Here is a 12,633-nt window from a genome sequence, read left to right as displayed (position 1 = left end):
CCAAGCTAGCAGGGATAAAACTTCTTAAATAAAAAGCGAATTTACGCTTTCATTGTGATAAACCCTGCGTATAACCTCGCCAAAAATAGGTGCTACACTTAAAACCTTGATCTTTGAATGCTCTTGTTTAAGTGGGATAGTATCAGTAACCACAAGTTCATCTAAGGCACCACTTGAAATTCTCTCATAAGCTGGTCCGCTCAAAACAGCGTGCGTGCAACATGCCATGACGGATTTTGCACCTTTTTCCTTAAAAACTTCTGCAGCCTTAGTGATCGTTCCTGCTGTATCGATAATATCATCAACTAAAATGACATCTTTATCCTTGACATTGCCGATGATATTCATAACCTCGCTTTCATTTGCCCTTTCACGGCGTTTATCAACAATAACAATATCCAAATCAAAACTCTTAGCAACACTTCTAGCCCTTGCAATACCACCTATATCAGGACTTGCGATAATAGGATCTTTAAAATTTTTAGCCCTAATATAATCATTAAAAATAATACTTCCATAAAGATTATCCACAGGAATATCAAAAAAACCTTGAATTTGTCCAGCATGCAAATCAATAGTAGCCACTCTATCAATGCCAGCTGTTTGGATCAAATTTGCCACAAGCTTAGCTGTGATAGGAACTCTTGGGGTGCTTTTTCTATCCTGTCTTGCATAGCCAAAATAAGGGATAATAGCTGTGATTGAGCTTGCACTTGAACGCTTTAAAGCATCAGTTAAGATAAGAAGCTCCATGAGATTGTCATTTGTAGGAACGCAAGTGCTTTGGATAATGAAAACATCTTTACCACGAACGCTTTCATCGATTTGAACACTGATTTCTCCATCACTAAAACGCTTAATCCCCGCATCGCTTAGTGGTAAGGAAAGGTATTTTGAGATTAACTTTGCAAATTCTATATTTGCTGAGCCTGAGAAAATTTTATAACCACGCATATAAAAACCTTTTAGAAATTTAGAGCCTATTTTAATACAAAATTCGTTAAACCTTGCTTTAATAACAGGCTTTAAATGTTAGGAAACAAGCTAAAAAGCATAAGCTGTTTTTTTCTCATAATACCTCACAAGCACGGAAAGAAAGAAACAAATCACAAAATAAATCGTAGCAACAAGAGCCAACATAGCTAAAATTTCTTCAAAACTTTTTAATTGAGCAAGCAAAATTTTTGATTGATAAGTAAGTTCTGCGATTTGAAGCCCTGCTAAAAACGAGGTATCCTTGACAGTGGTGACAACTTGAGAAAGCATGGAAGGAATTGCCTTTCTAAAAGCTTGTGGTAAAATGATATAAAAAAGCGTAAAAAAGGAAGAAAAGCCCTGAGAATAAGCAGCTTCAAATTGTCCTTTAGGAACTGAGTTTAAACCTCCGCGTATGATTTCTGCCATAACCGAGCTTGTATAAAGACTAAAGCCTATAGTTCCCCAAAAAGCACTCGCATAATCATTGCTAATAAAACTCGGCAAAGGAAAAAAACTAGGCAAAACAAAAACAGCAGCCAGCATCCAAAGAAGTAAAGGAGAATTTCTAAAAACCTCAACATAAAAAGCGGCAAGTTTTCTGCTTATTTTATCCCCATAATTTCTAGTGATTGCTAAAAAAGTTCCCAAAATCACAGAAATAACACAGGTTGCAAGGGCGATGATAAGACTTAAAACAAGACCCTTAAATAAAAACTCTAAATTTTGTATATTAAAAACATTTTCCATAATTTTACCTCGCTAAATGAGCTTTTTTAAGTCTATCTTCATAAAATTTTGCAAAATACGCCAAAGGATAGCAAATGATAAAATACAAAATCGCAGCGATGATATAAGCTGGAGCGTAATTTAAGCTATCCCCTGCGTAAATATCAGCTTGATACATCAGCTCTCCTCCTGCGACTATGAGTAAAACCGAGGTATTTTTGATTAAATTGACCATTTGATTTGTAAGCGGTGGCAAGATGATTTTTATGGTTTGAGGCACGATGATATAACGCATTTGTTGCACATAGGTAAAGCCTTGAGAGCTTGCGGCTTCAAATTGTCCTTTAGGAACTGATTGTATCCCACTTCTTACGACCTCACTAACATAAGCACCATGATAAGCTCCAACGCCTAAAACTCCGACCAAAAACACATCTAAATGTATCCCCAAGGGTGGCAAAGCAAAATACAAAAAGAAAATTTGTATGACTAAAGGAGTATTTTGGAAAATTTCAACATAAATCCTAGTATAAGCTCGTAAAATCTTACTCTTACTTGTAGCCATAACCCCGCCAATAGTACCAAAGATCAAAGCTATAGCTAGGGCTAAAAAGCTTACCGACAAGGTATAAGCAAAGCCACTAAGAAAATACTCCGCATGTTCTAAGGTGCTTACAAATTTAGAAACAGCAAAAGGATTAGTGCTTTGCTCATCAATAAACGGAGCTAAAAAATCTCTTAACATAAGACTTATTTAAGCTCCCATTTTGCTTCAAGTTCTTCAAATAAAGCCGTATTATTATCAACAAATTGATCGATAAAAGTAGCAAGTTCTGCATTACTTTTTTTACTAACTATGCCATAATCTTGCGGGGCAAAAGAATCTGGTAAAATTTCACTTTTTTCATCGACATAACCAAGCAAAATCGACTTATCTACAGCAAAAGCATCAACTCTTTTTGCATCAAGGGCTGATTTTATACTTGGATAATCAGGAAATTCGCTAAATTTGACATTCACGCCCTTATCCTTGGCTGAATCGCCCACAAGCTTTCTGGTTGTTGCTCCTTGAGCTACACCTATCGTTGCTTCATTCATATCTTCTATACTTTTAAAACCTTTTTCCTTAAGTACCAAAAGCCCTATAGCATCTTGATAATACGGCTTAGAAAAATTAAAAGCCTTTTTCCTTTCTTCTGTTATAGTAAAGGTTGCTATCACAACATCAACACTACCATTATCAAGCAAGGGTCCTCTTGTTTTGGCATTCACAGGCACGAGTTTGAGCTTAGTTTCATCGCCTAAAATCTCCTTTGTCAAAGCCTTGGCAATATCAATTTCAAAGCCTTTAATCTCGCCTGTTGCTTGATCTAAGAGTGCGTAATGAGGAACATCATTTTTAACACCCACAACAAGTTCGTTCTTAGCCTTGATCGCCTCAAGTCCTGTCGCATTGCCTGCTTTGTTTTCTGTGCCACCACCACAAGCTGTAAAGGCTAAAAGCCCAAATCCAAGCATTAAACCTACATATAGTTTTTTCATTTTTTCTCCTTTTTATAAATTTAATGTTTTAAAATCTTGCTTAAAAAGATCTTCGTTCTTTCACTTTGTGGATTTTCAAAGAAATTTGCCGGAGTATTTTCTTCGATGATCGCACCATCTTCCATGAATACAACTCTATCAGCCACCTCTTTTGCAAAACCCATTTCATGAGTTACTACGACCATGGTTGTATTGCTTTGATGAGAAATTTCACGCATGACATCTAAAACCTCTTGTATGGTTTCTGGATCAAGTGCTGAGGTAGGCTCATCAAAGAGTATATAAGGCTTTTTAGTGCAAAGACTTCTTGCTATAGCAACACGCTGTTGTTGTCCGCCTGAAAGCGTAGCGGGATAGACATTTGCTTTATTTTCTAAGCCCACGACTTTAAGATACTTAAAAGCAGTTTCTTCGGCTTCTTTTTTGCTCTTTTTTTGAAGCTTTATAGGAGCTAGGGTTAAATTTTCTAAAACGCTCATATGAGGGTAAAGATTAAAATGCTGAAATACCATAGCACAATACTTTCTGCAAATTTCAGTCTTGGTTTTAGCCGTAAGCTTAATGCCTCCAACGATGACCTCGCCAGAACTTACCTCCTCAAGCCCGTTCATACAACGAATAGTCGTGCTTTTCCCGCTTCCACTAGGTCCTATGATGACGAGTTTTTCTCCGTCCTTAACGCTTAAATTTATGTTTTTTAAGACATGATGCTTGCCGTAGTATTTATTTACATTCTTGAGTTCTATCAATTAATTTATCCTTGAGTAAATTAGTATTATTTAGGATTATAACAGAATTTTGTTTAAATTTCAAGTCAAAATGGATAAAAGGGTATGAGAAAGTTTAGATAAAAAGCAAAATTTACTCACTTAAATTTCATTACGCACATAATAGCTTCCACCCCTTGGCACAAAAACCTTTGTAAAATACGGTGTATCAGGGATCTGATCCGAGTTGCCGGCATAAAATCTTGCTCCAGCATTACCGATCTTGTGAAATCTTTGCATAAGCTCTACTCTACTCTCATAATCAAAATAAATCATCATATTTCTTGACAAAATCACATCAAAATTTCCAAGTCTTAAAAAGCCATCATCAAAAACATTACAAAGCTCAAAGCGACAACGACACAATTCTTGTTTTTTTACCTTATAAACAGAACCCTCATCATTGGTAAAATATCTTCTTTTTTCAGCCTCACCTAAACGATCCAAGCTACGTCCCTCATAACTTGCATTTTTACACTCTTGTATCATTTTTCTATTTATATCAATGCCTGTAATATGCAAGTCTTTGACAGCATTTAAAGCTGCAAGTATAGCAAAGGAATACACCTCTTCTCCACTTGAACAGGGTGCACTTAAAACACTTGTTGGGCGATTTAAACTCTTTATATAATATACAGCTTCTTTAAGCTGAGAAAGTTCTCTGTAAAAATAGGTCTCATTAACGGTTACAAAATCAAGCGTTTTTTGTCTAAGCTCCTTGTCATATCTTATTTTATTTAAAAATTCCCTAATACTTTGTAAATTCATCTCTTTTAAAAAGCTTGTGATCTTGATATCTAGGGCATTTCTCTTTTCACTTAAGTCAATACCGCTAATGTCGTTAATGTATTTGATAAACTCATTAAATTCCATATCACTAAATTTTTTTTGTTCCATTTATATTATTCCTGATTGATAAATTTTACAATTTCTGTTTTGATTTCTATTAAGCTCATTGGTCTAAGATTAGGATTAAGATCCTTCGCTCTTTTTGGCATGCCATAAACAACGCAATCTTCCTCATTTTCACACAGACACTTTACCCCTGCCTTGTAGAGATTAAACAAACCTGAAGCTCCATCATCTCCCATTCCTGTCAAGACTATGGCTAAAATTTTATTAGTTTTACTTAAAGGCACAGCTGAATCAAAAAGAAGATTGATATTTGGGTTAAAAGTTGTTTGCTCCTCAGAAAATTCGGCACTTAAATTTAAATTCCCTGTTAAAATCGTATTTCTTTGACAAATATAAATTTGATTACTCAAGCTTTCCTTGTCTTTTAACATGCTTACTTTACTTACAGCCTCTTTGTCAAACTGGTTGATAAAAGAAGGGATAAATTTTACACTCATATGCTGAGCGATAACAACACTGCAAGTTTTGATATCCACATCATTGAGCAAAAATTTAAGTTGATTAGGACCCCCTGTTGAAGAGCCTATCAATATAATTTTCATTAACATTTCCTTAAAACTCGTATTAGAACACAGAATTCTTGCATAAACATTTTATATTTTTGCTTAAAAAAATGAAAAAATTGCAAAATTTCGTCAAAGTGAAACTTATTGTATATTTTATTATGCTAGAATGAGACTTTTTAAAATAATTTTAGGAAATTTATGCTCAGAGAAAAAATTTTCATTGCTAGTGATCATGCAGGTTTTGAACTCAAAGAAAAAATTTGTTCCTTTTTGGAAAAATATGACATTGCTTTTGAAAATTTAGGAACTCATACAAACGAATGTTGTGATTATCCAGACTTTGCTCACTTGCTAAGCTCAAAAATTGATGAAAAAAGTTTTGGGATTTTGATTTGTGGTACAGGCATAGGGATTTCAATCGCGGCAAATCGACATAAAAATATCCGCTGTGCCTTATGCAATGAAAGCTTAAGTGCAAGTCTTGCTAGAAGACACAATGATGCTAATGTTTTGGCTCTAGGTGGCAGACTTATCGGTATAGAGCTTGCCTGTGAGCTTGTAAAAATTTTTATCAACACTAAATTTGAGGGAAACAGACACATGAAAAGAATTCAAAAGATCGAGGAAAATCAATGCTAACTGACTGGTTAACACTCACTTTACTCATTTGTGCTTGTCTTTACCTACTTGTCATGCTTTTGTATTACAAGACGCTATTAACCAAAGAAAAAAATTCTAAAGACTTTATCAAAAAAAATCTCGATGACACCGAAATCATCATTAGAAAGCTTCAACTCCAACTTCAAAGAAGCCTTGGAAATATAGACATCTTGACCGAAGAATTAAATAAAATCAAAGCAGATCTTACCTCGCTTAGAACAAGAAACTCTCAATATAGACTTGAAAATGATAAACTTAGACAAAGAATCAAAGAACTAGAAGCAAAAATCGAGGCTCTACTATGACAGACATTACCTTAAAACCAGAAGAAAAAAAACTCATAACAGATGCTATACGCGTTGTGCCAAATTTCCCAAAAGAGGGCATAATTTTTAGAGATATCACCACTTTATTAAATAATAAAAAAGTTTTGTTTTTTCTCCTTGATCATCTTCAAAAAAGATATAAAAATATGGAGCTTGATTTTATAGCAGGTACTGAAAGCAGAGGTTTTATCTTTGCTGCCTTGTTGTGTGCAAAACTTAATATCCCCTTTGTTCCTATAAGAAAACCAGGAAAACTTCCAAGTGCAACCTTTTCTTGCTCCTATGAGCTTGAATACGGAACAGACAAAATAGAAATTCATCAAGATGCTTTTTGTGGGATAAAGGATGCTAGGGTGCTTTTGGTTGACGATCTCATAGCTACAGGAGGCACAGCTATTGCTTCTTATGAGCTGATCAAAAAAGCTAAAGCTCAGTGTGTAGAGGCTTGTTTTTTGATCGACTTGGTTGGGCTTGGTGGATCTAAGAAACTTACTGATTATACTTCAGTTTATAGTGTTGTGGAGTTTTAGTTCATGGAAGAATATTTAAAAGAACTCCTTTTTAACTATCAACACTTGGCTTATCTTATCATCTTTTTATGGTGCATTTTAGAGGGCGAGCTTGCCTTGATCTTGGGTGGAATTTTTGCTCATGAAGGACATGTTAATATCGCCATGATCATATTTGTAGCAGGACTTGGAGGCTTTGTGGGTGATCAAATTTATTTTTATATAGGTCGCTACAATAAAAAATATATTCAAAAAAAGCTCAAAACCCAACGCCGTAAATTTGCCGTTGCACATTTGCTTTTGCAAAAATTTGGCTGGCCTATCATCTTTATACAACGCTACATGTATGGCTTTAGAACCATTATACCTATGAGCATAGGTATTACTCGTTATAGTGCTAAGAAATTTGCTATTATCAACCTTTTTAGTGCATGGGCTTGGGCAAGTATAACTATACTTTTGGCTTGGTATTTTGGAGAAGAAATTTGGAAATTTGTAAAATGGGCTGAGCAACATTGGTATTATGCTGCAATGCTAATTCTTGGATTTTTATCTTTGATGATTTTTGGCTTTAAACAAATGGAAAAATCGATACTAAAAAAACGAGATGCTTCTCATCACAATCTAACACAATACAAGGAGAAAACATGAAATTTGAATTACAAAACAAAAAGTTGGAAGCTATAAAGGCTGACTTTGAACTTGTCTTTGTTCAAGATAAGAATATAAAAGCATTCAAGGACGCAAAAACGCTTTTTGAGCTTACAAATTACAAAGGCGAAGGAGTTTGTCTTGATCTTGCAAATAAAAGGCTTTTTGTTGAACTTAAGGGAATTGAGTACGAAGATATTAGACTTGCTTTTTGTTCTGCTTATAAAACTTTAGAAAAACTTAATGTTAAAAGTCTAAAAACACCGAGCATACTTGGAAAATGCGTCGTTATGAGCTTTGCTAGTCTTGTGCAGGGTTTTAAATTTGCAAACTACAAATTTGATAAATATAAGGCTGAGAAAAAAAGCACAGCTCTTGAAAAAATCATCGTTTCAAGCACAGAGCTTAATAATCAAAAATTTGACATTGAAGAAGCTAAACTTGGACTTGAAATTGGTGAAATCACAGCAAACGCAACAAATTTTGCTAAAGATATAGTCAATGAAACACCGCAAAACTATACCTCCTTGACTATGGCAAAGGATGCTGAGAATTTAGCAAAAACACATAAAAATATCACTTGCAAAATCTATGATGAAAAATTCTTAGAAAAAGAAAAAATGAATGCGTTTTTATCAGTAAACCGCGCTTCTGTTCACCCTCCACGCCTCATTCATCTAAGCTATAAACCAAAAACAGCCAAACAAAGAATTATCTTTGTTGGAAAGGGCTTAACTTATGATACAGGGGGCTTGAGCTTAAAACAAGCTGCAAATATGCTTACAATGAAAGCTGATAAAAGCGGTGCAGCAGCAGCTATGGCGATCATAAAAGCTGTAAGCGAACTTAATTTAAACCTTGAAGTGCATTCTATCTTGGGTGCAGCTGAAAATATGGTCGGTGGTAATGCTTATAAACCTGATGATGTACTTATTTCTAGAGAGGGTGTAAGTATAGAGGTTAAAAATACAGATGCTGAAGGGCGTTTAGTTTTGGCTGATTGTCTTTCTTATGCACAGGATTTAAAACCTGATTTACTCATTGATATGGCAACCTTAACAGGAGCTTGCGTAGTGGGACTTGGAGAATATACAAGTGCTATTATAGGCAACAATGAAGAGCTTCAAAATGCTTTCTATGAAACAAGTAAAAGAAGTGGAGAATACACTTGCGTTCTTCATTTTAATCCATATTTACATGAACTTATAGACTCAAATGTCGCTGATGTGAGTAATTCTTCTTCAAGTCGTTATGGTGGTGCTTTAACCGCTGGGCTTTTCCTTGATAAATTTATACGCAAAGAGTATAAAGACAAGTGGCTACATCTTGATATCGCAGGTCCTGCTTATGTGGAGAAAAATTGGGGTTATACTAGTTTTGGAGCTGGCGGTGCTGGTGTAAGAATGTGTCTTGCATATTTACTTAAACTTTCAAGGAGCAAATAATGGGTCTTTCAGTTGGCATTGTAGGCTTACCAAATGTGGGTAAATCCACGACTTTTAATGCTCTTACAAGGGCGCAAAATGCTGAAAGTGCCAACTACCCTTTTTGCACTATAGAGCCAAATAAGGCTTTAGTTCCTGTACCTGATCCTCGCTTAAAAGCACTTGCAAAAATAGCAAAGCCTTCTAAGATCGTGCATTCTGTCATTGAATTTGTAGATATCGCAGGACTTGTTAAAGGTGCAAGCAAGGGCGAGGGTCTGGGCAATAAATTTCTTTCAAACATAAGAGAAACCGAACTTATCTTGCATATCGTTCGCTGTTTTGAAGATGAAAATATCACACATGTTGAAGGTGGAGTTGATCCTATCAGGGATATTGAGATTATCAATACAGAACTTATTTTAGCTGATATCGAACAAGTGAGTAAAAAAATAGAAAGGCTTGCAAAAGACGCCAAGGCAAATTTAAAGGGTGCAAAAGAAAGCTTAGAGCTTGCAAATTCCTTGCTCGAACACCTAAACAAAGGGCTTAGTGCAAGCTCTTTTGAGGCTAAAGATAGTGAAATTTTTAAGGCTTTAAATAAAGAACTAAGACTACTTTCAGCAAAAGAGGTAATTTATGGGGCAAATGTCGATGAAGACGGACTTTTAAGAGATAATGACTTTGTAAAAGCTTTGAAAGATTATGCCACCAAAAACAATCACGAAGTGATCAAACTTTGTGCAAAGATCGAAGAAGAGATGATAGCCCTAAGCGATAGTGAAAGTAACGAGCTTTTAAAGTCCTTAGGTGCTGAAGATAGCGGACTTGAGCAAATTATTCGCGTAGCCTTTGCTAAGCTTGGGCTTATTAGCTATTTTACAGCTGGAGAAATCGAAGTTCGCTCATGGACTATCACAAAGGGCTTTAAAGCTCCAAAGGCTGCAAGCGTGATACATAATGACTTTGAAAAGGGCTTTATCAAAGCTGAAGTGATTTCTTATGAGGATTTTGTTAAATTTGGCGGCGAAGCAAAGGCTAAAGAAGCTGGAAAACTACGCCTTGAGGGCAAGGACTATGTCGTAAATGACGGCGATGTTATGCATTTTAGATTTAATGTTTAAGTTAAAACAAGAAGTGAAAATACTCAAGTATTTATCTTAAAATTTCTAAAATATTTCAAAAGTAGTAAAATCTCATCAGGCAAATTTACTATAGCAGAATATTAATCTTTCATTTGCTTTACGAAAATTAAACATTAAACACTATGACCAAAAATAACAAAGAATTAAAAAACACAAAAGTTAAAAATAAATCTCAAATTTTATAATAAATCTTGATTTATATTTAAGCAAATAATTTAAGATTTTTAAAAAATTAAAATATAAATTTAAGCCGAGAAATTATATTTATAAATCAAAAATCCTTATTAAATTAAAATTTGGAACTCTTTTTGCTTTATAAGCATAAAATAAGATTAGGGGACAATCAATGAAAGCTTTATTAGGAGTTTTGCTTTTAAGCCTCGGTTTAAATGCAGTGCAGATAAAAAATATAGCCAACACAGTAGGTGTTAGAGATAATCAACTCATAGGATATGGCTTGGTTATGGGGCTAAATGGTACAGGTGATGGCTCAAATAGCGAATTTACCATTCAATCCATATCAAATTTACTTCAAGGTATGAACATTAAGGTCAATCCAAGTGATATCAAATCCAAAAATACAGCAGCAGTTATGGTAACAGCGAAACTTCCAGCCTTTGCAAAAAGTGGAGATAAGCTTGATATAACCGTTTCTTCAATGGGAGATGCAAAATCTTTGCAAGGCGGAACACTCCTACTTACCGCTTTAAGAGGGATTGATGGAGAAATTTATGCCATAGCACAAGGATCTATTTCTGTTGGAGGTATTTCAGGTGGAGCTGGTGGGCGTGGAGGAAATCACTCCACAAGTGCTTCTATCATAGCAGGAGCAAATGTTGAAAGAGAAATTCCAAGAAATTTTGTTGATACGCAAGATCTAAGCCTTAGCCTTAAAAATGCTGATTTTAAAACAGCAAGTGATATAGAAAGAATTTTAAACGAATCTTTTGGCAATCAAGTTGCACAAGCAGTGGATTCAAGAACCATTAAGCTTATGAGACCTGATGATATGTCAGCGGTTGATTTTATGGCTCAAGTTTTAGAACAAGATATAAGCTATACGCCTGAAAATAAAATCATCATAGATGAAAGAAGTGGGACTATAATCGCTGGAGTAAATATAGAAGTTGAGCCCATAGTCATCACAAACAAGGGTATCACGATAAAAATAGAACCAAATAGCCAAGCAGAACTTGCAGCTGGCGAGGTTGATATGAAAGATGGCGGTATAATAGATCCAAATTCAAACACCCTAAGGATAACATCTGCTAAAACCACGGTAGCAAATATAGCAAGAATGTTAAATAAAATAGGTGCAAGTGCAAATGATATCATTACTATCATGGAAAATTTAAAAAGAGCTGGGGCTATAAATGCCGAGTTGGAGGTGATCTAATGAAAGTAGATAATTTTTTAGCAAATTATAATAGCAATGCTATATTAAATGACAGCTCTAAACGCTCTTATGAGGCAAGTAAAAACTACTCTAAGGCGGAGTTTTCGAGCAAAGATAGTAAAAAAGAAGAGGAATTTGACAAGGCTTTAAAAGAACAAACAGATGCTTTTGAAAGTTTTTTGATTAAAACCGTGCTTGATATTTCCATGAAAAACAAGGCGAGTATCTTTGAAAAAGATGCTAGTGATGATATTTACTCATCTATGTATAATGATACCATGAGCAAGGCTTTGAGTGGGGGTATAGGTTTTTCTCAATTATTATTTGATTTTTTAAAAGAAAGGGGTTAAGTTTTTTTAGGTTTTGTCGATTTAGCTTAAAAGCATAAAAACTAAGGAGACAAAGATGATTAGCGGGATAAATCAAAGTTATGCTTCAAGCATAAATAACGCAAATATAAACAAAACAGATAAAGAGTCAAAAACGAACGAGACTCAAAAAACTGAAAATACGAAGCTAGCAAAAATAGCTGAGCAAATCAAAAATGGTGAATATAAATTAGACACCAAAGCTACTGCTGAAGCTATTGCTGATTCTTTGCTTTAAGTTATTTTCCCTTTTTTGAGTTCATCTAAAAGAAGGGAAAATAAAATGATCAAAACATATCTAGAAAACGCAAATACAATACTTGATGAGCTTATCGCTCTTACTGAAGATGATATCACTCAAATTCAAGCTGGAAAACACTCCGGCGTCAAAGCTAGTGTAGATAAAAAAACAGCCCTTATTCAAAAATTTACAAATGTAAAAAAACAAATTGACCAAAGCTTGCTAGAGCTTAGCGAAAATGGAAGTAAGAATTTAGCTGAAATTTTAGATGATGAGGACAAGGAAAAGCTTGCTTCTTTTAAACAAAGACTTCAAGAACTTCATAAAATCAATAAAGAATACGCAAAATATGTGCTGATCGTGAAAGATTTTTTAGATGGTTTATTAAATACTATGTTTGATAACGGAAGTGGAACGAATAATGCTTATGGAGATAAAAAGACAACTCCTGAGTCGTTGTTCAAGCTTAATGTATAAAA

The 12,633-nt window shown here is 34.7% G+C and carries 17 protein-coding genes; 10 read left to right on the top strand and 7 right to left on the bottom strand.

Annotated elements, in window-relative coordinates; all coding sequences use genetic code 11:
- Positions 1 to 24 precede the first annotated feature (24 nt).
- The 7 genes from DMB92_RS01005 to DMB92_RS00975 all read right to left on the bottom strand — a co-directional run bounded on the left by DMB92_RS01005 (position 25) and on the right by DMB92_RS00975 (position 5,470).
- Entirely contained in the window at positions 25 to 954 is a 930-nt protein-coding gene (locus DMB92_RS01005) for a ribose-phosphate pyrophosphokinase (RefSeq protein WP_142681181.1), read from the bottom strand.
- 90 nt (positions 955 to 1,044) lie between these two features.
- Entirely contained in the window at positions 1,045 to 1,725 is a 681-nt protein-coding gene (locus DMB92_RS01000; RefSeq protein ID WP_142681180.1) for an amino acid ABC transporter permease, read from the bottom strand.
- Between the two features lie 4 nt (positions 1,726 to 1,729).
- Positions 1,730 to 2,449, bottom strand: coding sequence for an amino acid ABC transporter permease (locus DMB92_RS00995; protein WP_142681179.1), 720 nt, complete (start codon positions 2,447 to 2,449; stop codon positions 1,730 to 1,732).
- Between the two features lie 5 nt (positions 2,450 to 2,454).
- Positions 2,455 to 3,246: a transporter substrate-binding domain-containing protein gene (locus DMB92_RS00990; protein WP_260604700.1), complete on the bottom strand. Its 792-nt coding sequence runs from the start codon at positions 3,244 to 3,246 to the stop codon at positions 2,455 to 2,457.
- A 20-nt stretch (positions 3,247 to 3,266) separates the two neighbouring features.
- Entirely contained in the window at positions 3,267 to 3,995 is a 729-nt protein-coding gene (locus DMB92_RS00985; RefSeq protein ID WP_142681178.1) for an amino acid ABC transporter ATP-binding protein, read from the bottom strand.
- 120 nt (positions 3,996 to 4,115) lie between these two features.
- Positions 4,116 to 4,910, bottom strand: a complete 795-nt coding sequence (locus DMB92_RS00980; RefSeq protein ID WP_142681177.1) for a CheR family methyltransferase — start codon at positions 4,908 to 4,910, stop codon at positions 4,116 to 4,118.
- A gap of 5 nt (positions 4,911 to 4,915) precedes the next feature.
- Positions 4,916 to 5,470 carry a CheB methylesterase domain-containing protein gene (locus DMB92_RS00975; protein WP_142681176.1) on the bottom strand — a complete coding sequence of 185 codons (555 nt, stop codon included), beginning with the start codon at positions 5,468 to 5,470 and terminating at the stop codon, positions 4,916 to 4,918.
- Positions 5,471 to 5,632: 162 nt separating this feature from the next.
- Between DMB92_RS00975 and rpiB the strand changes: the two genes are divergently transcribed.
- The 10 genes from rpiB to flgN all read left to right on the top strand — a co-directional run bounded on the left by rpiB (position 5,633) and on the right by flgN (position 12,631).
- A complete protein-coding gene (rpiB, locus tag DMB92_RS00970) occupies positions 5,633 to 6,073 on the top strand; it encodes a ribose 5-phosphate isomerase B (protein WP_142681175.1) in 441 nt (146 codons plus the stop codon).
- Positions 6,067 to 6,399 carry a hypothetical protein gene (locus DMB92_RS00965; protein ID WP_142681174.1) on the top strand — a complete coding sequence of 111 codons (333 nt, stop codon included), beginning with the start codon at positions 6,067 to 6,069 and terminating at the stop codon, positions 6,397 to 6,399. The genes rpiB and DMB92_RS00965 overlap by 7 nt, the downstream gene beginning before the upstream one ends.
- The gene (gene apt, locus DMB92_RS09110; protein ID WP_185900140.1) at positions 6,396 to 6,950 is read left to right on the top strand and encodes an adenine phosphoribosyltransferase; all 555 of its coding nucleotides are present in this window, start codon (positions 6,396 to 6,398) and stop codon (positions 6,948 to 6,950) included. Before DMB92_RS00965 ends, apt begins: the two co-directional genes overlap by 4 nt.
- A gap of 3 nt (positions 6,951 to 6,953) precedes the next feature.
- The gene (locus DMB92_RS09105; protein WP_185900139.1) at positions 6,954 to 7,580 is read left to right on the top strand and encodes a DedA family protein; all 627 of its coding nucleotides are present in this window, start codon (positions 6,954 to 6,956) and stop codon (positions 7,578 to 7,580) included.
- On the top strand, positions 7,577 to 9,025 hold the full coding sequence (locus DMB92_RS00955) for a leucyl aminopeptidase (protein ID WP_142681173.1): 1,449 nt from the start codon (positions 7,577 to 7,579) through the stop codon (positions 9,023 to 9,025). Before DMB92_RS09105 ends, DMB92_RS00955 begins: the two co-directional genes overlap by 4 nt.
- Positions 9,025 to 10,128: a redox-regulated ATPase YchF gene (gene ychF / locus DMB92_RS00950; protein WP_142681172.1), complete on the top strand. Its 1,104-nt coding sequence runs from the start codon at positions 9,025 to 9,027 to the stop codon at positions 10,126 to 10,128. Before DMB92_RS00955 ends, ychF begins: the two co-directional genes overlap by 1 nt.
- Positions 10,129 to 10,495: 367 nt before the next feature.
- Positions 10,496 to 11,545, top strand: a complete 1,050-nt coding sequence (locus DMB92_RS00945) for a flagellar basal body P-ring protein FlgI (RefSeq protein ID WP_142681171.1) — start codon at positions 10,496 to 10,498, stop codon at positions 11,543 to 11,545.
- On the top strand, positions 11,545 to 11,895 hold the full coding sequence (locus tag DMB92_RS00940; RefSeq protein WP_142681170.1) for a hypothetical protein: 351 nt from the start codon (positions 11,545 to 11,547) through the stop codon (positions 11,893 to 11,895). Before DMB92_RS00945 ends, DMB92_RS00940 begins: the two co-directional genes overlap by 1 nt.
- Positions 11,896 to 11,950: 55 nt before the next feature.
- Positions 11,951 to 12,151 carry a flagellar biosynthesis anti-sigma factor FlgM gene (locus tag DMB92_RS00935; RefSeq protein WP_142681169.1) on the top strand — a complete coding sequence of 67 codons (201 nt, stop codon included), beginning with the start codon at positions 11,951 to 11,953 and terminating at the stop codon, positions 12,149 to 12,151.
- Positions 12,152 to 12,196: 45 nt separating this feature from the next.
- Positions 12,197 to 12,631: a flagellar export chaperone FlgN gene (gene flgN, locus DMB92_RS00930; protein WP_142681168.1), complete on the top strand. Its 435-nt coding sequence runs from the start codon at positions 12,197 to 12,199 to the stop codon at positions 12,629 to 12,631.
- Positions 12,632 to 12,633 lie beyond the last annotated feature (2 nt).

Source organism: Campylobacter sp. MIT 99-7217 (genome assembly GCF_006864365.1).
Classification (GTDB): Bacteria; Campylobacterota; Campylobacteria; order Campylobacterales; family Campylobacteraceae; genus Campylobacter_D.
Note: the sequence above shows the minus strand (reverse complement) of the source record. Positions and strands in the feature narration are given on the sequence as shown.